The sequence below is a fragment of the Vibrio sp. 10N.247.310.24 genome (assembly GCF_041467175.1).
Taxonomy (GTDB): domain Bacteria; phylum Pseudomonadota; class Gammaproteobacteria; order Enterobacterales; family Vibrionaceae; genus Vibrio; species Vibrio tasmaniensis_A.
The window spans coordinates 1-23,974 of record NZ_JBFSUD010000070.1 but is presented as its reverse complement, the minus strand read 5'-3'; the positions used below and the strand labels follow the sequence as shown (position 1 = coordinate 23,974).

Annotated in this window: 9 protein-coding genes and 3 pseudogenes; 5 read left to right on the top strand and 7 right to left on the bottom strand. The window is 45.0% G+C overall.

Features of this window, described 5'->3' with window-relative positions; genetic code table 11:
* The 6 genes and pseudogenes from AB6E08_RS18045 to AB6E08_RS18020 all read right to left on the bottom strand — a co-directional run.
* Window positions 1–201: pseudogene (locus AB6E08_RS18045) on the bottom strand (transposase); the annotation flags it as partial.
* Between the two features lie 78 nt (window positions 202–279).
* Window positions 280–823 (bottom strand): annotated as a pseudogene (locus AB6E08_RS18040) (IS6 family transposase).
* A 261-nt stretch (window positions 824–1,084) separates the two neighbouring features.
* Window positions 1,085–2,485, bottom strand: coding sequence for a cytochrome P450 (locus tag AB6E08_RS18035; RefSeq protein ID WP_017104229.1), 1,401 nt, complete (start codon window positions 2,483–2,485; stop codon window positions 1,085–1,087).
* A gap of 158 nt (window positions 2,486–2,643) precedes the next feature.
* Window positions 2,644–3,492: a carotenoid biosynthesis protein gene (locus AB6E08_RS18030; RefSeq protein WP_017104230.1), complete on the bottom strand. Its 849-nt coding sequence runs from the start codon at window positions 3,490–3,492 to the stop codon at window positions 2,644–2,646.
* Between the two features lie 230 nt (window positions 3,493–3,722).
* Window positions 3,723–4,308 (bottom strand): annotated as a pseudogene (locus AB6E08_RS18025) (IS6 family transposase).
* 260 nt (window positions 4,309–4,568) lie between these two features.
* The gene (locus tag AB6E08_RS18020) at window positions 4,569–15,437 is read right to left on the bottom strand and encodes a VCBS domain-containing protein (RefSeq protein ID WP_372063356.1); all 10,869 of its coding nucleotides are present in this window, start codon (window positions 15,435–15,437) and stop codon (window positions 4,569–4,571) included.
* A 233-nt stretch (window positions 15,438–15,670) separates the two neighbouring features.
* Between AB6E08_RS18020 and AB6E08_RS18015 the strand changes: the two genes are divergently transcribed.
* From AB6E08_RS18015 to AB6E08_RS17995, 5 genes are all read left to right on the top strand, one after another.
* Window positions 15,671–16,135 carry a hypothetical protein gene (locus tag AB6E08_RS18015; protein WP_017059270.1) on the top strand — a complete coding sequence of 155 codons (465 nt, stop codon included), beginning with the start codon at window positions 15,671–15,673 and terminating at the stop codon, window positions 16,133–16,135.
* Between the two features lie 99 nt (window positions 16,136–16,234).
* Window positions 16,235–17,677, top strand: a complete 1,443-nt coding sequence (locus AB6E08_RS18010; RefSeq protein ID WP_372063382.1) for a TolC family protein — start codon at window positions 16,235–16,237, stop codon at window positions 17,675–17,677.
* Window positions 17,678–17,688: 11 nt separating this feature from the next.
* Window positions 17,689–19,431: an efflux RND transporter periplasmic adaptor subunit gene (locus AB6E08_RS18005; protein WP_372063358.1), complete on the top strand. Its 1,743-nt coding sequence runs from the start codon at window positions 17,689–17,691 to the stop codon at window positions 19,429–19,431.
* Entirely contained in the window at window positions 19,428–22,571 is a 3,144-nt protein-coding gene (locus tag AB6E08_RS18000) for an efflux RND transporter permease subunit (RefSeq protein WP_372063360.1), read from the top strand. Before AB6E08_RS18005 ends, AB6E08_RS18000 begins: the two co-directional genes overlap by 4 nt.
* Window positions 22,572–22,677: 106 nt before the next feature.
* The gene (locus AB6E08_RS17995; RefSeq protein ID WP_372063362.1) at window positions 22,678–23,238 is read left to right on the top strand and encodes a cupredoxin family protein; all 561 of its coding nucleotides are present in this window, start codon (window positions 22,678–22,680) and stop codon (window positions 23,236–23,238) included.
* A gap of 108 nt (window positions 23,239–23,346) precedes the next feature.
* Here the strand turns inward: AB6E08_RS17995 and AB6E08_RS17990 are convergent, their stop codons facing one another.
* Window positions 23,347–23,604: a hypothetical protein gene (locus AB6E08_RS17990; RefSeq protein ID WP_016788617.1), complete on the bottom strand. Its 258-nt coding sequence runs from the start codon at window positions 23,602–23,604 to the stop codon at window positions 23,347–23,349.
* Window positions 23,605–23,974: the final 370 nt, after the last annotated feature.

The window sequence follows — 23,974 nt, the reverse complement described above, 5'->3', positions numbered from 1 at the left end:
CTTGCAGCGCTCTCAGTGGCATAGAAAAAACTCGTTTCACCATGAGTGCTGTCGTGATAGCTAAATCACTGAACCGACGCGGCCTCCCGCGCTTATTCTGTTTACTTTGCGCCCACCCGCTTATTGCTTCTTCATCAATCCAAAAGGTCAGAGAGCCACGGTTAATGAGTGATTGGTTGTTTTATAACGAGGCTTGGGCATAGAGCTACGAGGAGGGTGGAGGTAGCTGATCAGATCGTAGGTTCTTGATTTAGCTACATTGAATTACGCAACAAAGCCTTATCGACCACAGCTCCACCCCAGGCACTGATTTATTTTACCTTTCACTTTTCGATGACTTTGCTCAACTATATTGTTCAGATATTTAATTTGACACACTTCAATCAAGTTGAGTATTTTTCCCATCAGCCAGAGTTGAACATTGACATTATGCAACGCTAACGCGTTGGCACCACTCTTATCGCTAACCACTTTTCCTGGTAAACCATTATAGCAGATTGCCTTGGTAAAGAAGGCGCGAGCCGCTTTCTCATCACGGCGTTTGCAGAGTGAAAAATCAATGAAATGACCGTGCTTCTAACGACTCGAGAGTAATATTTCCACTGACCTTTGACGTTAATGTACGTCTCGTCCATTCACCACGAAGAAGCGACTGGCTTCTTTATTTACGTGCCTGGTGCTCAAGCAGGGGAGCGTATTTAATGACCCAACGGTTCAATGTTGAGTGGTCAACACTGAGGCCGCGCTTAGCTAACAGCTCTTCAATTTCATGGTAGCTCAGTTTGTAGGAAATATAGTAACGAACGGACTGCAGTATGATCAGAACCTACCACCCTTGTTCGCGACAAACCCCCTAGGAGAAGGCAATGCCAACCTCACTTGAGAAGAAGAGATTTGAGTTCCATAATAAGATCGTTTGCGGGATAATTATCGATTAAAGAACAAAAGTCTTCTTCTAATTGAAGATATTTAAAAGCACGATGTCTCAAATTCCGTCTATCTTCTTCACCAAGCCACTTACTTTGGATAAAGGTACACTTTAATTCCAGCTTTAGGTCATCCATATGCTGTCCTTCTTGCCCAGTTAAAGTTTGATATTCCTCTTGTCAGCATCAGCAACTTTTTTAATTTTGACTTTAAATCCAACAGGCGACATGGTGAACGCGAACTGTTCGAACACATCTTCAGGAGCTTGCTGAGGCTCTAACGTAAATTCATTAAATAAAGAATGAAACGCCAATTTTATTTCCATAATAGCGAGTGAACGACCCGGACAAAGCCTTGCCCCCCCGCCAAATGGTTGAAGGTTCGAAAATGACGCCCCTTTTTTATTTATCCAACGATTAGGATCGAACGACATTGGATCTTCAAACAAATCGGGATCAAAACCGTTAGCATGCAGTATTACGAAAACAGGCGTGCCTTTTTTTATTTCAAAATCACCAAGATAAGTATCTTTTGTCGGCTCTAGGTAAAGCTGAGGAGCCACAGGTTTAAGGCGCATCGCTTCATACATAATTGCTGTCATGTAGGGAACCCGAGGGATCGGCCACTCTAATACAGAAGCTTCTCCCAGATCAGCCAGTTCACTTTGTAAAGCTTGCTCGCTACCTTGGTTTCCACTCACAAGAAACGCCATCCAAGCAAGAGTGTTTGCTGTGGTATCTTCCCCTGCTAATAACAGAGTAATGGCGTTCGCTAGAATATCTCGATCAGTCAGTGATGTATCCAATTCTTGTTCCAGCAGCATTATTTGAAGCATATTTTCTGGCGACTCTCTAAGTTCAGGACACTCAGCCAAACGCGTGCGCTGCTTATCAATACAAGTCGACACAAAATGACCGATCTCTTCTAAACTTGCATCGAACTGAGTATCTTTCTTGGTTTTGAAAAATCGCCATAAAGGAATAGGAGACTTAGAGCGCTGGCTAATCACAGGAAAGACATGTCGTAAACTTTCTCCAAGAGGAGTGTCTGATTGCTCAATCGAATTAAAGTCTTCACCAAAAGCCAACAATGATGTGACATCTACTGTGTATTTTTTGAATTCGCTAACTAAATCAACGACAGTTCCTGATTCTGATAACTTTTCAAAGTGCTTTCTTAAACGTTCGGTAATCACACTTAACTTAGGGTAAAAATGTTTAAGGTGGCTAGGCTGGAACATAGGCTCAGTCAACTTTCTCTGATGTTTCCAACGATCACCTTCTGCAGAAAAAATACCGTTAAGCCCTGCTTCTTCAAACACACTTTCAATGCTTTTCAAACGGCGAAAGTCATCTGGCCTCGATTTTAAAATCGCCTTAATCTGAGAGGGTTCAGAGAGAACCATTACATCCTTCATTCCCAGTTTCAAACGAAAATAAGCACCATATTCATTCACCCAAGACAGCATCTGTTGATGAACATTGGGTTTCTTCAAATAACTCACATGCCCCAAAATCCCCGATTTAGGAGGCATTGGAAGCTGTTCAATTTTCTGCATTTGTATTACCTTAACTTGATCTGAATGCTATGAATAGGAGGTGCTGAGAGCGGCTTAGCATGCTTGTTATCGTAATACGAAACTTTGGTTGTGATACAACGCTAGCGCGTGTAAACAATGTGAGTACCGTATTGTGTGAACTAAAGAACTCTTGTCGCTCAGAGCGAGTGACTGCGGTGTCGGTAGATCTTATAGATAGATTGGATACCGATTGGCAGCATAGTAAAGATACCAATAAGCATCACACTTCCATAAATGTCTTTTGAGCTAAAAATTTCGCCATGCAAAGTGGCGACATCAAGGTTGTCTTTGAACAAGAAGCAAAGGATGTATTTTGACATTATGGTAACGTAAATGATTGAGGGCAGGTATAAGTAACCATGGGGCGGGATTTGCTTCAAATGTACTTTATCGTTGTAGCACCATAATGAGAAAGGCAAATAAAAGGTAAATACGCATAAAAACCACCCAAAGAAATTACTTAACGGAACGCCAAAATACACACCACGATCGGTCCAGACCCACAGCGATTTGATGAGCGAATTCACAGGATCCATAACGACATCCCATGAAACCATTACAAATGAGGCAGTAAGAGAGATGATGATTGCTTTACTTTTCGTTTGTATCGGTTTATCAAACTGATTAAGAAGGATGGTTGATATAAACCAAGAGACATAACCCAAACTGAAGTAGGTCGGCATGATTGCTAATGGGACGTCAAATATTTTAATTCCTAGTCGGTCAGAATAATAATAGTGACCGAAAGGAAATCCACTTGAAATACTAACGCTTTCGTAGAAAACACTGACAACGAAGACTAATAGAAAGAAACATGACATTTTCTTTATACCGCAATAGACACTACCGTGTAATATTGCAAACGGGAACAAAATTAGTGGAGTAAATACGCTCGATATATGTAAGTCGGTATAACCTCGAAGAAATGAATAAACAATATAAATAATGGTGATTGCAAGCAAGAATAAAGGTGCTCTAGGCTTCATATACTACTCTTATTTTTGAAACTAAAAGTCATGATAACGATTAGGCAAGATGAATAATGGTGCTAATCAATTGATATCAAATAGACGATAATAATAAAGCGGGACAGAATATCATGAAAAGTTTGTTGCCTGGTCTAATCAGTGGCTTTGATGTAATGTGATCTGTACCATTAATACGGTTGTGTCGCAAAGTTATGACGAAGTACAAGTGTACAGATCTTCAGATGCAATTAGGCTGCTAGGGCGTAAAATTGCTCCCAAGCAGATAAGCCTTCAGGATTATCGAGCTGTTCACTTTTAATTATCGACCACAGTTCCACGCCTGCCAGGGTGGAACTGGCTCCCTCATCTGATTTCCCATCAGCCAGAGTTAAACATTGACATTATGTAACGCTAACGCGTTGGCACCACTCTTATCGCTAACCACTTTTCCTAGTAAACCCTTATAGCAGATTGCCTTGGCAAAGAAGGCGCGAGCCGTTTTCTCATCACGGCGTTTGCAGAGTAAAAAATCAATGAAATGACCGTGCTTCTCAACGACTCGATAGTAATATTTCCACTGACATTTGACGTTAATGTATGTCTCGTCCATTCGCCACGCAGACGCGACTGGCTTCTTTATTTACGTGCCTGGTGCTCAAGCAGGGGAGCGTATTTAATGATCCAACGGTTCAATGTTGAGTGGTCAACACTGATGCCGTGCTCAGCTAACACCTCTTTAATTTCACGGTAGCTCAGCTTGTAGGAAACATAGTAACGAACGGACTGTAGTCTGATCTCAGAAGGAAAGTGACGGCCAGTAAACTTAATAGTCATAATGTTAAAGCTGAAGAATGTTGAGGGGTGATCATAACCTACCCCCTTGTTTGCGACACAACCCTTGTTTCTTGTGATTAAAATTTGCCGCCACTATATCGCCATTCGGGTACTGGAAGTAAGCATAACTCCATGATTTTTCGTTACATTAAGTTAGCTTTGAGATTATAGGTTATAACTGAAATTTAAAAGAGAATAGAAATAAAAAGGAACACTAAATAGTGTTCCTTTTTTGGTTTTAGTGATTGGCATTTTATGCGTTAACTATTTGGATCAATGTCCGGTAACCCATCGATATCGTTGTGGTGGTGGTGCTCATCATCTTGGTTATGGTTGATGTTTGCATCATGGTGTTCCAGCGCGTCTGACATATCCAAGTGCGCTTGGTCATGTGTTGCTGCATCTGGTTGGTCGACTTGTGCAAGTACGATATCCATATCCGCAGGTTGATCGTGAACCGTTGTCGATGTCGCATCGGGTTTAATGCCCAATGCATCCAGATAAGCGGCTGCACCATGGTGACTGCTTTTCTGATCGGGTTCTTGATGGGTCTGCTGGGTTAAATCTAGATTGCTATCATCGCTTAGTGTGACCGTAAAGTCGGCTTGCGAAGCCATGTCTGGCTCGTCATGTTGAACAGGAGGCGGTGGCGGTGGAGCAGGGTGCGATGTATGGACTAAAGGTGTGATCGTCATATCAACCACTTCAGTTCCAACTGTCAGCTTTCCACTATTTCCTGGCCCATGACTGAGTATCTGGATGTTCACATGGGCGACCACTTCATCTTGATTTGACCCTTGTAATGCTACTTCAAATTTATCTTCGTGTTGACCGATACCTGAAGCGCTGCCATGTGGGCCCGTATGAACCTGAGCTTGCTCTTGGTAATGTAAGTGGCCGGTTTGAGGGTCAATGGTTAATGTTCCATATTGCCCATGGTGGCTGGTGACATATTGTCCATTAGGTAAATGGATTCGCCAACCGCTTTGTGCTGTTGGTACCGGAGTTAACGATGGTAATAGTGGTGGCACCCCAAGTGTGCCAGACACTTGGTGGCTTCCCGATGGCGGTCTGACAATAATTGGTTCAGGAATAGCGCTTGCAGCAAAACCTTGGCTACCTGCGGTATTACCGTGTTCGTCAGTCATTGTTGCTTGTACATTAGAACCCGGATGAACTTCAATTTGTATTCCGTGCTGTAGAGTATGAGCATCTAATACATGATCCTGACCGTTAACGACAAGATGCTCACCGATTTTGGCATCACCAGGAGGCGTAACGGTTGCAGTGATCGTGTTTGCTTGTCCTCGGGCGATTTCAGCTTTGCTGTATAAGTTGTCTGCCCCTGCGTTTTCAAAGGTAATCGTAGGAACGCTAACCTGTGTATCGACTTGGTAAGTAACATCTGCAGTGGCATGAGCGCTATTACCTGCGCTATCTGTTACCGCTACTGATGCCTCTATTTTTTGGTCAGCATCGGCAATGAGTTCACTTCCAGGTACGGCAATTGAATAGTGTCCTTTTGCATCGACCACGCCAGTATGCTGTGTCCCATTTACATCTAAAGTCACAATGTCGCCTGCATTATAATCGCCAGAAACGGATCCGGTGATGTCAATGGAGCTGTTGGATTCTTGAGCATTAATCACATTGTCGGCGGTAATTGGGTCTGTTTGAATACCGACGTGTACTTGTGTATCTATATGGACGGAAAGAAGCGAAGATATTGTTGATAGCCCAGATGAAGGAGTTAATGCCTTAGCGGATAGATTATGATTGCCATCGGTTAAGCTATCGACCACTACGCTATATTGACCTGAAGCATTAGATACCGCATGTCCAATAGGTTTTGAACCATCGTATATCGTCACTTGAGAATATGGAATATCGGTGTGTCCGGTAATTGTTGGAGTGGCATCATTAGTCAGATTGTCAGTGTTAGACGAACCTGAATCACTTGTTGACGCGAGATCCAGAGTAACGGTGTTCGTTGGCGCGACGTTAGTGCCTGAAGGCAAGGTTGGTTGCGTCGTAGTTACCACAGGTTGGTGCAGAACAGTCGTCGAGGTGACTAAGCTACCCGTTGGTGACATGGTGACATGTCCCGAGGCATCAAAGGTGATGAATTTCGAATCTTCCGTATGGCCGTCACTGACTTTTACTTCGAATACATCGACACCATGATAGGAGTTGGTGGCAGAGTTATAACTCATTCCTGTGATAGACGTATTTGGTGTGTAGACGTAGTCACCAGTATTTGGATCGACGGACAGTGAACCGAATTGCCCTGTTGAACTGACAATAGAGAAGGTATGAGAGTCAGTAACATCTACATCAGTCTCTGTTAATGTACCTGTCGTTGATGATGTTTGGTTAACGCCGAGAATCGGTGCGTCATTGGTTCCGGTAATGGTAACCACGATATCATGGTGCGTGCCATCTGCAGATTGAACCGTGATGGTTTCAGTGTCTGTCTGACCTTCGCCAAGCTGTTGAACTATAGGATGGTTGTTGTCAAGGTCGTAAGTCCAGTGACCATTTACATCGATATGAGCGTGCCCATAGCCTTTGCTTCCGGCTATTCCAGCTCCACCCTGTACCGCGGTAAACCCTGCGGTTCCATCAGGGTCACTCGCCGTCAACGTACCTGAAGCTTGAAGTGTTATGTCTTCTTTTGCCACTCCTGTGGAGTCTCCACTGAATGTTGCAGGGTCAGCGACACTCGCTATATTAATGAGTATTGACCCTTCTTTTGAATCAAGATGACCATCGTTTGCGGTAAATTGCACCGCCCCTAATCCGCTGACACCAGAACTAAAGTAGTTGTGAGTTGGGGTGAAGATGAGTGATGAAACGTCGGAGGCGCTGACGTCATCACCAACATTCACTGTGGCGCCATTCAGCGATAACACGCCATGGGCGACATTGGTAATCGTGATGTGGTTTAACGCATCTCCATCAATATCAGAATATTTAAAGTCTGCGGTGGTGAACGCATGAGGCTTATCTTCTAAAGAACTAATAAAACTCGATCCAACGATAGGTGCATCATTGACTGCATTGACATCCACTACCATCGTTGCGCTTGCCGAATTTTTATGGCCATCATTCGCAGTAAATGTAAATTGTGCATAGTTGGCGCCGTTTTCATTATTGCTCGGCGTGAAAGTTAAATGGCCTGCGTCTAAGTCAGCCTTGCTGATTTGCTGGTTGGCGGTTACGGCGTTACCGTTTAAAAGTAATAATCCATGACTCGGTAAGCTGCTAATAGTCACGAACTGTAACGCATCGCCATCTTGATCACTGTAACCAAATTCACTGGTGGTAAAGGTTCTGGTGATGTCTTCATTTGTAGAAACAGTTTGCCCTGTCACCGTTGGCGCATGTTGTAGAGGAGGGGTGACTTCAATAGAGAGAGAGTTTTGAGAAGAATCTCCTATTGGGTTACCCCCATCATCACCGACACGATAAACCATACTTGGCACTTTACCTGTAAAGCCAGCTTCCGGGGTGAAGGTATAATGACCATTCGCTTCGATCGCGAGTGTACCGATACCGGCCATAGTATGTGGTTGCCCAGGCCTTACCGCGACATAACCTGACACGGGGTCCTTTATTTGAATATCTTGCAACACCAGATGTGCGTTGGAATCGGTGTCTGTTGCTGCACCACTCAATCCTTGATCCGTCCCAGAGCCAGTAAGTAGATTCCCTTGAACTGGACCACTATGTTGAACACCAGAATCACTGAGGCTGTGTAGAACAGGATCATCGGTGGTCCCATTAATCGTGACGGTTATTGAATGCTTGGTACCGTCTTTTGATGTGACTTCAATGCTATCTGTGAGTGTTTGTCCATTGTCTAAGTCTTGAATCTGCGTACTCTTGTTGTCTGCTTTATAAACCCATGTCCCAGTACTAGTGATGTCGAAATGACCATAGGTTCCATCCAGAGATATTTTCGGTTGCCCCTTAAGATCTAATGCAGCTTCGCCATGACCATCAGCGTCAGAAACAATCAGGTGCCCATGGCAATAAAGGGCATCTGGAATAGTTGCTGACCCCGTGATATGCGCGTTGTGGTGAATGTTTGTATCTTCTTTTATGCTGCTGGAGTCACCGGCAAATGTGGCGGCATCATTAACTGCTGCAAGGGTTGTGATTGCTCCTGTATGAGTCGTTCCGCCATGCGCATCTGTGACGTCATAGCTAAAATGAACTTGGCCGTTATAGTCTTTGGTTGGAGTAAAAGTGTAGGTGCCGTCTTTGTTATCGACTACAGAGCCGTGATCGACTAACAGATTCTCAATGGAAAGCTTACCTGCGTCATTGGCATCCACGTCGACAGTATTGCCTAATAAATCAGCTTTGGTGAAAGTAAGAGCTGTATCTTCTGTGCCTGTGGAAAGTGTTACTTCAGAACTGATATAAGGTCTATCATTATCACCATGAATGGTAATGACTATGTCTTGCGCAGTACCATCTTTAGAATAAATGGTAATCGTATCTGTTAATTCTTGCCCATCGCCTAATTGATCGATCTTTGTGGCTACGTTTTGTTGGTTACTACCAACGGTAACCTTATAATGCCAATTACCATCGGCATTTAGTATTAATTGACCATAAGTGCCATGGTGGGAGTAGCCTATGCCTTTTGTATCAAATTGTGCTTCGCCAGTGTCTGGGTCAATAATCTCTAACTTGCCATCAGTATATAAAGGGTCATTGGTTAATTTAGCCATCCCAAGCTGTGCGTAGTTTGGTGACCGATCATGATAGGTACCATGCCCTTCATCGACATCGCCAGTTGTCGTTCCAGTGATTACTGCTGTGTCACCAACCGCATCAATATGAAGAGTGTTAGTAGCCTCTTGTGAGTCATCATGCACATCGTTAACAGTATATTTAAACTGAACATCGCCATTAAAATCTTGCGCAGGAACGAACTGAAGTTTACTGATGTCAGCTGTAGGGATGTGTTGCCCCGCTGTAACATCGTGTCCATCAAGCACAAATTTACCTTGTGTTGCTGGTGGTAGATCTGTGATTGCAACTGAATGTAGCGTATCGCCACTATCAACATCCGTAAATCCAAACTGACTCGCTTGCATTTGATAATGCGTGTCTTCAGTGCCGTTACTTAGCGCAACTTGGGTAACGGTTGGCGCATCATTGGTGCCTACAACGTCTATGTGCAACTCGTATGCCGTTCCATCATAACTATGAACACGGTAGATAACGGTTTCAGTTTGCCCTTGAGCAAGGTGTTGCAAATTGGCATTATTAACGCTGTACCCCCAATTGCCCATGCTATCAATACGTAACATGCCAACAAACGGATCGTGAACTGCTGATTCACCAAACTGGCTGTATTGGAATTTATTCTCCCCGCTATCTGGATCCACAACTTGTAGTCTTCCATTCGCGAGCTCAGTTGTAACCCCTGCATTGTGGCTGCTGTGTGAACCATCTTCAGTGACGTGGTCAGTTGTTACTTCTGAAATGATGGCGCCGTCTGGGGTAGCGGTGAGTGTGGTAGACGCCCCTGTATGAGTCGTTCCGCCATGCGCATCTGTCACATCATAGCTAAAATGAACTTGGCCGTTATAGTCTTTGGTTGGAGTAAAAGTGTAGGTGCCGTCTTGATTATCTAGAATAGAACCATGATCAGCGTGAAGATTCGCAACGGTGAGTTTGCCTAGGTCGTTGCTATCCACGTCTATAGTGTTTGCTAAGAGTTCGCTGGCCGTGATGGTTTGCGCGAGGTCTTCTTTACCGCTGTTGAGCTGCACTTCTGAAGAGCAGTATGGACGGTCGTTGTCGCCATGAATGGTGATAACAATATCATGAGTAGTACCGTCTTTACTTTGTATCGTTATCGTATCAGTGAGTGTCTCATTTGCACCAAGTTGATCAATCGTCGATCCTACATTTGTTGTTAATCCACCATTTACATCAGCAGTACCGGTCGCAACACCATAAAACCATTTACCATCTGTATTAAGAATCAAATGGCCATATTTTCCATGATAGGTATAACCAATACCTTTAGAATCAAAACTATTCTCGCCGGTATCTGGATCGATGATTGTTAGTTGCCCCTCAACATGAATCATACTATTAGTTAAATGCGCCATACCTGACTGGGCAAAGTCTGGCGACATATCAGGGTTTCTGTTTTCATAAACATCGCCAGTATCCACACCTGATATAACGGCTTTATCTCCCACCGCATCAATATGAAGTGTGTTGGTAGCCTCTGCAGAGTCGGTATGCCCATCGTTAACAGTATATTTAAACTGAACATCGCCATTAAAATCTTGCGCAGGAACGAACTGAAGCTTACTGATGTCAGCTGTAGGGATGTGTTGTCCCGTTGTAACATCGTGTCCATCAAGCACAAACTTACCTTGTGTTGCTGATGGTAGATCTGTGATTGCTATGGAATGTAACGTATCGCCTGTGTCGATATCACTGAATCCAAACTGACTGGCTTGTATTTGGTAGTGTGTATCTTCAGTGCCATGTGCCAGTGTCGTCGCAGTGATGGTTGGCTTATCATTGGTGCCTGTCACCGTTATTGTTATATCGTGGGCAGTGTGGTCTGCAGAGTAAACACGATATACAACTTTTTCTACTTCACCTTCTGCTAATGATTGCAAGCGACTATTGGCTACTTCATATCCCCAAGCGCCACTTGGTGTAATGCGTAAAAAACCACCAAAGGGATCGTGAATCGCCTGTTCTCCTAATAACAGATTGACCTGAAAATGGTCTTGCCCTGCATCAGGATCTGTCACACTCAGCAAACCCGATGCAACGACAGGCTGTAATGAACTGTGACCCACATTATGATCTTCAATAATCGTTCCGGTATCACTACCGCTTATAACCGCTTTATCAGCAACTGCACTTAAACTGCTGGTAGCTCCAGTATGAGTGACACCGCCATGTGCATCTTTGACATCATAGGTGAAATGAACTTTACCGTTATAGTCTTTTTCTGGTGTGAAAGTGTATGTACCATTTTGGTTATCTAAAATCGAGCCGTGATCTGGATGAAGGTTTGCTACTGTAAGCAGTCCAGAGTCATTTTTATCGACATCTATTGAATTTTGTAACAGTTGTGCAGCTGTAATGGTTTGTCTCGTATCTTCAGTACCTGCGTTGAGTTGTACTTCTGAAGAGCAATAAGGCCTGTCGTTACTACCATTGATAGTGATGACTATATTATGTGGTGTTCCATCTTTTGTGTGAACGGTGATAGTGTCTGTGAGTGTTTCACCCTCACCTAACTTATCGATAGCGGAGCCTCTGGTCGTGGGCCTTCCACCAATGTGAGTGAGACTTCCAGCATCGGCATAGTAATTCCAATCGCCATTTGGATTTAAAATTAAGTCACCATATGTACCGTGATAGTTATACCCCACATTATTATCAGCAAAGCCAGACTGACCAGAGTCAGGATCAATCACAGATAAATGTCCATTAGCGTTTAGTGTACTAACTCGAAGTGTCGCCATACCCGATTGAGCATGATCTGGTGACATATTATCTCCAGCCGCTTTCTCAGTGACGCTTGCAGTATCTACTCCACCTACCACAGCATTATCATTAGTGCCGTTCACCGTAATGGTGACCTGATGAGGTGTACCATCGGCTGAATGAACGGTAATGGTATCAGTAGCGGTTGCGCCATTACCTAATGCTTGAACTGCTGGTTTAGTGTTATCTAAGTCGTACGTCCAAGCGCCATTATCTGTTAGATGTAATGTACCTAAGGAGCCTTGGATATCAGTATTCGCAAAGTGTGCTTCACCAGTATCGATATCCGTAACGGTCAATATGCCTGAGGTTTGCAGTTGTGTTTCTTCTGTCACTGCGCCAGCACTTGTACCGCCAATTACAGCCGTATCATTGGTGCCATTTACTGTGATAGTCACTTGATGTGGCGTGCCATCAGCAGAATGAACAGTGATGGTATCGGTTGTTGCAGCGCCTTTACCTAGGGCTTGTACCGTTGGGTTTGTGTTATCTAAATCGTAAGTCCACTGCCCAGCATCGGTTAAATGCAATGTCCCAAGCGAGCCTTTAATATCAGTATTTGAGAAGTGTGCTTCACCGGTATCGGTATCTGTAATAGTCAGCGAGCCTGAGGTTTGTAACTGCGTTTCTTCGGTCACTGCGCCTGCAGAAGTCCCACCAATTACAGCCGTATCATTAGTCCCATTCACCGTAATGGTAATTTGATGCGGCGTACCATCTGCTGAGTTGACAGTAATAGTATCAGTCGCTGTCGCGCCTTTACCTAAGGCTTGAACTTGTGGATTCGTATTATCTAAATCGTAAGTCCAAGTGCCGTTATCAGTTAAATGTAAAGTGCCTAATGTGCCTGCAATATCAGTGTTGGAGAAGTGTGCTTCGCCAGTATCTACGTCAGTGACAGTCAGTGTACCTGACGTCTGAAGTTGAGATTCTTCAGTCACTGCACCAGAGTTTGTCCCGCCAATGATGGCCTTGTCGTTAGTGCCATTAACCGTGATAGTAATTTGATGTGGTGTGCCGTCAGCAGAATGAACAGTAATGGTATCGGTAGCGGTTGTTCCTTTACCTAACGCTTGAACGGTTGGGTTGGTGTTATCTAAGTCGTAAGTCCATGTCCCCGAATTAGTGAGGTGTAAGGTGCCTAAAGTCCCAGCAATATCGGTATTGGAGAAGTGTGCTTGACCGGCATCAACATCAGTCACAGTCAGTGAGCCAGAGGTTTGAAGTTGAGATTCTTCGGTGACCGCGCCGGCACTTGTTCCGCTTATCACGGCTTTGTCATTGGTGCCATTAATTGTCACTTTGATCGTTGACGCTGTGCCATCAACAGACGACACCGTGAAGGTTTCTTCTACTTTATCGCCGACGTTTAATTGATTAAACGCACTGTTGGCGGTGAATACCCAGTGGCCAGTGGTATCAATGGTGAGATCACCGTTGGTGCCTGAGATAGAATCTGGTGTGAAGGTATTGTCTGGGTTATCAACATCGGTACTGGTGAGGGTGCCTGAGGTGGTTACCGCTTTGTCGGTTTCATCGATGGCGACGGTCGCACTGCTGACAGTAGCTGTGTCATTTGTACCATTTACTGTAATCGTAACTTGATGCGGCGTGCCATCAGCAGAATGAACGGTGATGGTGTCGGTAGCGGTTGCTCCTTTACCTAATGCTTGAACGTTAGGGTTTTTATTATCAAGAACGTACGTCCAAGCCCCCGAATCGGTTAGATGTAGCATACCAAACGAGCCTGCAATATCGGTACTTCCTGTGGATGAAGTAGCGAAGTGCGCTTCGCCAGTATCTACATCCGTTACCGCAAGTGTGCCCGAGGTCTGAAGTTGGGACTCTTCGGTTACCACGCCGGCACTGGTTCCGCTTATCACGGCTTTATCATTGGTGCCGTTAACGGTAATTGCAATTTGATGAGGAGTGCCGTCGGCGGAGTGGATGGTTATGATGTCTGTTGTCGCAGAGCCTTGACCAAGAGCCTGAACTTGTGGATTTTTATTATCTAGATCGTAGGTCCAATCGCCATTGTCTTTAAGGTGTAAAGTACCCAGTGTCCCCTTGAGGTCGGAATTAGAAAAATGCGCCTCTTTTGAGTCGATATCGGTGATGTTGAGTTGGCCTGAAACCGTTAGGTCTTTATCTTCAGTAACTTGGCTTGAGCCATTACTTGTCCCGATCGCGAAAAACGAACTTGGTGAATTTGCTGTACTACTCGTGATTACTGCATGGTCGTTGGTGCCATTGATCGTAACCATAACTTGATGCGCTGTACCATCAGCTGAGTGAACAGTGACGATGTCTGTCGCAGTTGAACCTTGGCCAAGTCTTTGAACTACTGGGTTATTGTTGTCTAAACTGTATGTCCACGCACCGTCTTTGGTGATGCTTAGCGTACCGAAATTACTAGTCACTTGTGAGGCTTGAAAGTGGTCTTCTCCAAGATCAGAGTCCGTTACCGAAAGCTGTCCTTGGACTTGTGTCGTTAAATCTTCTGTTACTACGCCAGCATCCACACCCGTAATTACGGCGTTGTCGTCGTTCCCGCCGATCGTCATATCGATCGTTTGAGGTGTGCCGTCTTTGGTGTGAATAGTGAAGCTTTCGTGCAATGAAGTGGCTGCGGTTAAAGCTTGAACATTAGAGAGCGAGTTATCAACTTGATATTGCCAATGTCCATCAGCATCGATAGTTAATGAACCATATTTACCTGAGATAACTTCCGGTGTAACCGAACTTTCATTTTGGTCAGGGTCTATGACATCGATTTTTCCGTTGGCATGTAACAAGCCTTGTGAATCAATATTGTGATCTTCTGTTACGACACCTGTTAAGTCTCCAGAAATACTTGGCGTGTCTTGCTTACCTGTTACTGGTATCTGGACAATGATGCTCGAGCCATTAGATAGATGTAACGCAAAATGGTCAGTACCTGGTTGGTGCTGATTTAACAGGATGTATTGAGGAGAATTTGGATTCAATACGAATGTGTATTGACCATTTGCATCAACATGAAGCTCTCCGTACGTACCTTTTATGACTTCTGGCATAAAGGTGACGGGTAAAGCGGGCGTCGTAGGCGCATTCGAATGAATCGGCTGACCGTTACTTCCTGAGGAGATAGTCGGCATCGATACCGAAGGAATGTAATGGACTTGCGGGTGAGAAAGCGTCGATAAATGATGAGAAGGAACCAAGTGAGAGCTCGAACCATGGGCGGCATGACTTGCACTTAAGGTGGAGTTTACGTCGCTGTCGCTCGTCTGAGCTTCTTGGAGAGCAACCGCTGATGAGTCCGCCTTGTTATGGTCACCGGTGACATCTTTTTCGGTCACGTTATTTGCGGTTACTTGATCTGCTGCGTCGCTGGAATTGTCTATACTTTCTGCAGCAGCGTGTTTAGCCAATGATGGCAAAATCATCATGAGTGACTGAAAAAGTGGGATATTCACTTTTAGATGTGAATGCAGTCTGCGCTTCTTTTTTTGTGTTGGTTTCTTTTGTTCTAGCTTGTTACTTTTCTTATTTTTGATTTCTGTATTTTTCTTGTTTGCTTCGACGTTTTTTTTGTTAGCCATTTTTATCATCCGTGAATCGTGGTTGCACTGTCTTAAGTAAAATACACAGATAGAGGTTTCGCTAGCTAATTGGATAATTTTTAAAGAAAAAACTGCAAAGTCGAAGAATTATCTCATTTTGATGAAAGAGAGGATGAATACTTTTTCAACGGTCAGGTAAATATCGGCACAATGGCATTGACCTTACCCTAAGGGGAACGTTTATAGTTGCGTTGTAAATTCAAAGGTAAACTATGACAAACACATTCCGAAAAACTTGGATTATTGTTTTCAGCATCATTGCGATGTTGATGTCTAGCTATGCCTCAAGCTCCTCAGCCTTGATGACTGAAGTAATGATGATGGAAATGGGGTCGAGCAAGTCGGCTTGTTACCACAGCGATACTTCGGTTAATGATTCAATGGCAGGGTGTCATGTGATGAGTGAAGAAGTACACGCTGAAGACTCTAACATGAGTGCCCATGCTTTGATGGCTCAATTCGATATGTCTTCAATGAGCGAAGACGGCAGTCCGATGATGGGTAACCATTGTTCGAGTGCCGATTGCTGTGCCTCAATGTGTTCTGCAAGTCCCTATCCAATCCAGGCTGTTCAAGCCGTTGATCAACTTTCCTTTTCATTAGCTCGTTTTCAATCGGTCACGATTGGCCAGAAAGTCGCACGCGCTCAATCTTTGCTACGCCCACCTTCCGCATAAATCTATATCTAAAAATACAGCTCTATCAGTTAGATAAACCTGATAAGCCATTCTTTTTTATGCGCTAATTAGCGCTAGATATGGACATTCACTGTGAATATGAAACCAACAACCTCTGTGTTTGTCATGAACACGAGCTTAGTGGTTGCTGCTGCCTTGCCCATAGCCTTGTTTTCAAGTGCTACGCTCGCGGCTACCACGGCGTCAGCTTCAAATGCTCAACACATTTCAGCACATGACCAAGCAAGCTCGACGCAGCAACTCAATACACTGATTGAGATCGCGTTAAGCGAAGATGGAAATCGCAAGCAGTACTTTGCCCAGTCTCAAGCGATGCGAGAAACGGGCATTGCCAGCTCGACCTTAATGGACCCGAAATTGAAAGTTGGATTTGGCGGTTTGCCTGTCGATAGCTTTCAATTCGACGAAGACCCTATGACCAATATATCGGTAGGGTTGATGCAGCAGTTTGAGCGTGGCGATACGCTTAACCTCCAACAGAAAAAGGCTGGCCAACAGGCAGATGCTTTAGCTTTGCAGGTGCAAGCAAGAGAATTGACGGTTGCGAATAGCATGACGCAGCTTTGGCTTGAGTTAGGTTATCAGCAAAAGGCTGAGTCGGTGATTCGTCAAAATCGTCGTTTGTTGGTTGAGCTTGAAAACTATGTACAAACCAATTACTCGATTGGTAAAAGTGAAGCGCAAGATCTGCTTAACGCTCAGCTTCAAGTGAGCAAGCTTGATGAGAAACTTCAGGCAAACCAGCAGGTTCAGCGTCGTCTAATCTCTCAGCTTTCTGAATGGTTGGGTTCTGATTGGCTAGGCTCTCAGGTTCTTGATTCTCAGGGTACACTGAATGCAACTAACCAAATCGATTGGTCGTTATTGGAAAGCAAATTAGCGACCAATATCGATTCAACCAAGCACTACCAGCTACTGACTGACCATCCTTTGGTTAAGATCTCCGATGTCAGTATTTCCTCCAATCAAACTCAGGTCGAGTTAGCCGAGCAAGCTTATACCCCGCAGTTTGGGGTGGAAGTGATGTATGCACACCGTCAAGCCAATAACATGGCGGGTGAACCTGCTTCTGATCTGGTGAGTGCTTATCTGACAGTCGACATCCCGCTGTTTACAGGGAATCGACAAGATAAAAACTTATCGGCGGCTCAGTATCAAGTTGGTGCAGCCAAATCTCAAAAAGACACCTTACTTTCCCAAATGAACGCCCAAGTCAATGCATTGCTGGTGGACAGATCAAATCTGATCCAGCGATTAGATCGCTATCAAACGTCCTTGCTTCCTCAAACCGCAGCCCGAATCAGCGCGGTTGAGAGGGGCTATCAAAACAATACCGCCCAGTTTAACGATGTCATTTCAGCAACGACCGATGAGCTGGCGCTTAAGTTAGAGAAACAACGTTTGATCACCGATCTCAACATCGTTAACAGCAAACTGGCGGCGTTAGTCAGTGGCTTTGAATACCAAGTAAACCAACCACAACTCAGCTCAAGCGCAACTAAACACACAGCCAATCAATAAGGGAATAGACAATGAGTTCAGTAAAAGTAGCAACAATCGCTTTATTGGTCGGTGGTGCATCGGGTTTTGGTGTGAATCATTTTCTGATTAATCCAGCACACGACATGTCAGCAATGGCAACGAGTACAGATGCCGAAGTAAGTAAACAAACCAAGGATGAACCTTTGTATTGGGTGGCTCCGATGGACCCAAATTATCAGCGTGATAAGCCGGGCCAGTCACCAATGGGGATGGATCTTATCCCTGTGTATGCTGACGATGTGAACGGCGGAGCCAAAGATAAGCCCGGAACCGTGTTTATTGATTCGTCGGTAGAAAATAATCTGGGTGTCAAAACAGCGAAAGTTAAGTTCGAAGCGCTATCTCCTCGGATTGAAACCGTGGGTTATGTGGCGTTCGATGAAAGTACATTGTGGCAAACCAACGTAAGAGCAGCTGGTTGGGTTGAGAAGCTCTACATCAACGCAGTGGGTGAGAAGGTAAACAAAGGTGATGTGCTTTTCACACTCTATTCTCCAGAGCTTGTTAAAGCACAAGAAGAGTTGATCAGTGCTTATAAAACGGGTCGTAATGGTTTGATCAAGGGCTCGACTGAACGCTTAATTACCTTGGGTGTTGATAAGACTCAAATCCGCTCTATTACGCGCAAAGGCAAAGCCTCACAAACCATTGAAGTCAAAGCGCCAGCCGATGGTGTCATCGCAAGCCTGAATATCCGAGAAGGTGGTTACCTTTCACCTGCACAAGCGGTGATCAGTGCAGGCCCATTAGGTGAAGTATGGGTTGATGCTGAGGTGTTTGAGCGTCAAGCGCACTGGATCTCGTCAGGCAGCAATGCAGTGATGACACTGGATGCGATTCCCGGTAAGGAGTGGCAGGGCAACGTAGATTATGTCTACCCAATTCTGGACCCGAAAACTCGAACTTTGCGCGTTCGTTTGAAGTTCTCCAATCCAAATGGCGAGCTTAAGCCAAATATGTTCGCCAATATTGCGCTGAAACCCATCAGTGATGAAGCCGTTCTTACTATCCCAAGATCTTCGGTTATTCACTCCGGTGGTATGACTCGAGTGGTGATGTCAGAAGGTTCTGGCAAGTATCGTTCTGCTCGTATTGAGGTTGGTCGTGAAGCTGGCGAAAAAATAGAGGTGCTTCAAGGGCTAGAGCAAGGCGAAAACATTGTCACTTCTGCGCACTTCATGTTGGATTCTGAATCGAGCCAATCCGCAGATCTGTCACGCATCAATGGTATTGAAGAAGAAGCTGAAACCGTATGGGCAAATGGTGAAATTTCCGATGTTATGCAAGGCAGCCGCATGGTGACGATTAACCATCAGCCTGTTCCAGAATGGGATTGGCCAGGCATGGTGATGAATTTCACGTTTGCGGAAGGCTTAGACATGAGTGACGTGCAACGTGGTAAGGCGATTGATTTTGAGATGAGAAAGACAGAGTCAGGGCAGTACGAGGTTGTTGATTACAAGGTCAACAAACACAAGATCGCTGGCGAAGTTTGGGTAACGGGTGACATTACCATGTTGATGGCAGATTTTGGCATGATTACGGTAAAACATCAGCCTGTCCCTGAATGGAATTGGAAAGCGGGTGAAATGAATTTCCAAGCTAGTGATGACCTTGATTTATCTGAGTTTGCCGAGGGTCAAACCATTCGGTTTCTAGTAGCGAAGCAGGGTTCTGATTATGTGCTCAAATCTCTCGAACCGACGAATAGCACGGGTGAGGGCGAACTATGATCAATGCAATCATTCGCTGGTCTATTAGCAACCGCTTCTTAGTGCTGGTTGCCACTGTAGCCATCGTATTTGGCGGCTTATACAGCGTTAAAAATACACCGGTCGATGCCATTCCAGATTTATCAGATGTTCAGGTAATTATCAAAACCAGTTATCCGGGACAAGCGCCACAAGTGGTCGAGGATCAGGTGACTTATCCATTAACCACCGCCATGTTAGCTGTACCGGGTGCTGAAACAGTTCGTGGTTACTCGTTCTTTGGTGATTCCTATGTCTATATCATCTTCAATGACGATATCGATATGTACTGGGCGCGTTCACGAGTGTTGGAGTACTTAAGCCAAGTTGCACCTAACTTACCTTCGAGTGCTAAGCCAACACTAGGGCCAGATGCAACCGGTGTGGGCTGGGTTTACAGCTACGTGTTGCAAGATAAAACCGGTCAGCACGACTTAGCGGAACTTCGTAGTTTGCAAGATTGGTTCTTGAAGTATGAGTTGCAAACCGTAGAAGGCGTGTCTGAAGTGGCGACCGTTGGCGGCATGGTGAAGCAGTACCAAGTACAGATTGATCCTGCCAAGTTACGTGCTTATGACCTAACGCTTCAGCAAGTCAACAAGGCAATCCAAGATGGTAATCAAGAAACAGGGGCGTCTGTTGTTGAGATTGCCGAAGCCGAGCATATGGTTCGCACGACCGGTTACCTGACAAGCATTGAAGACATTCAATCTCTGCCGCTAAAAGTGACCGACAAAGGTACTCCGTTGCTATTAGGTGACATTGCTGACATTAATCTTGGCCCGCAAATGCGTCGCGGTATCTCTGAACTCAATGGTGAGGGTGAAGCGGTTGGCGGCGTTATTGTGATGCGCTTTGGTGAAAATGCCAGTGAAGTGATCGACTCGGTGAAATCCAAGCTCGCTGAACTGCAAGCTGGCTTGCCTGATGGTGTCGAGATTGTTGCAACTTATGACCGTTCTACTTTGATTGATTCAGCCGTTGAAAACCTTTGGAAGAAGCTGGCTGAAGAGTTCATCGTGGTCGCCGTCGTGTGTACGCTGTTCTTGTTCCATATCCGATCATCACTGGTTATCGCGCTAAGTCTGCCTGTCGGTATCTTAGGCGCATTCATCGTTATGCATTGGCAGGGTATTAACGCCAACATTATGTCTCTTGGCGGGATCGCGATTGCGATTGGCGCCATGGTGGATGGTGCCATAGTGATGATTGAGAACGTTCATAAACACATTGAACGGACTCCGCTCACTGACAAAAACCGTTGGCAAGTGATTGGTAAGGCAGCAGAAGAAGTCGGCGCACCACTGTTCTTCTCTCTGATTATCATTACCTTGAGCTTTGTGCCTGTGTTCGCGCTAGAAGGGCAAGAAGGCAAGATGTTCTCGCCACTTGCGTTTACCAAGACGTATGCGATGGCTGCAGCCGCTGGTTTGGCAATCACGCTGGTGCCTGTGTTAATGGGTTACTTCATTCGCGGTAACGTGTTGCCTGAACACAAAAACCCAGTCAACCGCAGCCTAGTGGCGATGTACAAACCGCTTCTGAACCTCAGCCTAAAATACCCAAAGGTGATGATTGTTATCGCACTTGGCTTAATGGCGTCTGCTTATTACCCAACCAGTAAGCTTGGTAGTGAGTTCATCCCTCCTTTGGACGAAGGGGATTTGATGTACATGCCAACCACGTATCCGGGCATCTCAATAGGTAAGGCTCGTGAGTTGTTGCAACAAACCAACAAGCTCATTAAAACCATTCCAGAAGTCGAAACCACGTGGGGCAAAATTGGTCGAGCAGAGACGGCAACCGATCCTGCACCGTTAACCATGATTGAAACCGTGATTCAGCTTAAACCGCGAGATGAGTGGCGTGACGGTGTCACTACGGAGTCTCTGCGTAAAGAGTTTGATGATCTGATTCAGTTCCCAGGTTTAACCAATGCGTGGGTTATGCCAATCAAAACTCGTATCGACATGTTAGCGACCGGTATCAAAACGCCAATTGGTATCAAAATCGCTGGCCCAGATCTGAGCGTGATTGAAGATATTGGTTCGCAACTTGAACCTATCTTGAATGGTGTCAGTGGCACGGCCTCTGTCTACGCCGAGCGTGTTGCGGGCGGTCGCTATGTGACGATAGACATTAAACGTCGCTCGGCTGCGCGATATGGCTTGAGCATTAAAGAAGTGCAACAGGTTATCTCGACTGCGGTTGGTGGCATGAACGTGGGTGAAACCGTTGAGGGTCTAGAGCGTTATCCAATCAATGTCCGTTACCCACAAAGCTATCGTGATTCTGTCGCTAAGTTGCAGAACCTGCCGTTAGTGACACCAAATGGAGCGCGAATTGCTTTGTCTGATGTTGCAGACATTCGCTATGAAGATGGGCCACCAATGATTAAGACGGAGAACGCGCGTCCTAATGGTTGGGTGTTCGTTGACATCGAAGGTCGCGACCTTGGTTCTTATGTGGCAGAGGCGCAAAAAGTCGTTACAGATCAAATCGTCTTACCTGCGGGTTATTCACTGGCGTGGTCTGGTCAATACGAATACATGGAGCGTGCGAAGGATCGTTTGAGTGTCGTTGTGCCAATCACCATCGCCATCATCATGTTGTTGCTCTACCTCAGCTTCCGCCGCGTCGGTGAGGTGATGATGATCATGCTGACATTGCCACTCGCAATGGTTGGTGGCCTATGGCTGATGCATGTCCTCAATTACAACTTCTCCATTGCGGTGGGTGTGGGCTTTATCGCCCTTGCCGGGGTAGCTGTTGAGATAGGTGTGATCATGTTGGTCTACCTAAACCAAGCATGGCACTACAAAAAATTGGATGCGGAGCAGAACCAGCAAGCACTTCAGAGTGAAGACTTAACGGATGCGATTCGTGAGGGAGCAGGACTGCGTGTTCGCCCAGTGATGATGACAGTACTTACGGTGATCATTGGCCTCATTCCAATTATGTATGGCGAGGGAACGGGCTCTGAAGTGATGCAACGAATTGCCGCGCCGATGATAGGCGGAATGGCGTCGGCACTGTTGCTTACCCTACTGGTTTTGCCTGCAATCTTTAAGCTCTGGAAACAGCGTGAGATTACGCATAGCCAAAACGAGACAAACAAATAACGTATTGATTATTAGCCCTTACTGACCAATACAGAGTGGGTAAGGGCGTACCACATGAACATGTGAAACTAACAAATAAATAACTGAATTAATCTAAGGAACGATCATGAAAAAGACACTTATTGCGATTGCACTGACGTTAACTACTGCAACGGCTTTTGCTGAAATGGACCACTCGATGATGAAGAGTGGAGAGATGGATCATTCAAAAATGGATCACAGCATGATGAAGGATGGAAAGATGGACCATTCGAAGATGATGAATATGGATGGAATGATGAATATGGAAGGCATGTCTGAAGTGGGTATGCCTGCGACAGGCGCAAAGCCGGATAAAGTGGTTCATGTTCTGTTAAGTGACGATATGAAAATCACCTTTAAGAACAAGGTTGATATTGAGCCGAACGACGTGGTGCAGTTCGTTGTTATGAACACGGGCAAGATTGATCACGAATTCTCGATTGGTCCTGCTTCAGAGCAGTTAGAGCACCGTGAAATGATGAAAAACATGGGTAACCACACTCATGACTCGGGTAGTACAGTTACAGTTAAGCCGGGCAAAGCGAAGCAGATGCTTTGGCATTTCCACGGTGATAATCAAGTCGAATTTGCTTGCAATATTCCAGGACATGCGGAAGCGGGCATGGCGAAGTCGATAACGCTTTAGGCATTATCTAATAGAGCTAGAAATAGCTGCTAGAAAAGTACTAAAAACAGAAAGCTAAAAGATAAGTCTTAGCTCATCGCGCTAGTTGAGACTTATCTTTCTTGGCCACTACTGTAATAGGATCGATGTTTCCAGTAAGTGGTGAGCTTCGCCACTGAGGTGTGGTAGCTCTGACATGATCTTCTTAAGCTTGTCGTCGATCGATTCCACTTCATTCAAAGAACGAAACGCAAGCACGGCCTGTTCTGGTTCGCTGCTCACATAACCTTTCAACGTATTAAGCTGAATTTTGTTCGCATTTTCGACTTTTGACAGTGCGACATTGATTGCTTCGATGTTTATTGTTAACTCATTGCTTTTAAACATTTTTAATTATTTTTGGTTGTTGCTAATGCGCGCACATTAACACAACTGTTTTTTCGGATATTGACCAAGATTATTAAATTGGAACAATTTTGAAAATCGTTAAAAGCTAGACTGCAATATGTGATGGGAAAGGTTTAAGAAATTCGAAGCGATTTAAGGAGTTAATAGCGCTAGCTGCTTAATTGGCGTTGGTTGGTTAGACTTAACAAAATGGGTTTAAGCTATATGGATTAATGCTTATAGATTTAACGAGTGGAGAAGTTTTTTGAATAGGGTGTCGCTGGAAGAAAACACGTAACGAAAAAGAAGGAGGAATTGGAGCGTGCAGCGGGAATCGAACCCGCATCATCAGCTTGGAAGGCTGAGGTAA

Excerpts from the sequence above, each read along its gene's own strand:
- AB6E08_RS18035 (WP_017104229.1), bottom strand. The coding sequence starts at position 2,485 with ATGCAGAAAATTGAACAGCTTCCAATGCCTCCTAAATCGGGGATTTTG.
- AB6E08_RS18030 (WP_017104230.1), bottom strand. The coding sequence starts at position 3,492 with ATGAAGCCTAGAGCACCTTTATTCTTGCTTGCAATCACCATTATTTAT.
- AB6E08_RS18020 (WP_372063356.1), bottom strand. The coding sequence starts at position 15,437 with ATGGCTAACAAAAAAAACGTCGAAGCAAACAAGAAAAATACAGAAATC.
- AB6E08_RS18015 (WP_017059270.1), top strand. The coding sequence starts at position 15,671 with ATGACAAACACATTCCGAAAAACTTGGATTATTGTTTTCAGCATCATT.
- AB6E08_RS18010 (WP_372063382.1), top strand. The coding sequence starts at position 16,235 with ATGAAACCAACAACCTCTGTGTTTGTCATGAACACGAGCTTAGTGGTT.
- AB6E08_RS18005 (WP_372063358.1), top strand. The coding sequence starts at position 17,689 with ATGAGTTCAGTAAAAGTAGCAACAATCGCTTTATTGGTCGGTGGTGCA.
- AB6E08_RS18000 (WP_372063360.1), top strand. The coding sequence starts at position 19,428 with ATGATCAATGCAATCATTCGCTGGTCTATTAGCAACCGCTTCTTAGTG.
- AB6E08_RS17995 (WP_372063362.1), top strand. The coding sequence starts at position 22,678 with ATGAAAAAGACACTTATTGCGATTGCACTGACGTTAACTACTGCAACG.
- AB6E08_RS17990 (WP_016788617.1), bottom strand. The coding sequence starts at position 23,604 with ATGTTTAAAAGCAATGAGTTAACAATAAACATCGAAGCAATCAATGTC.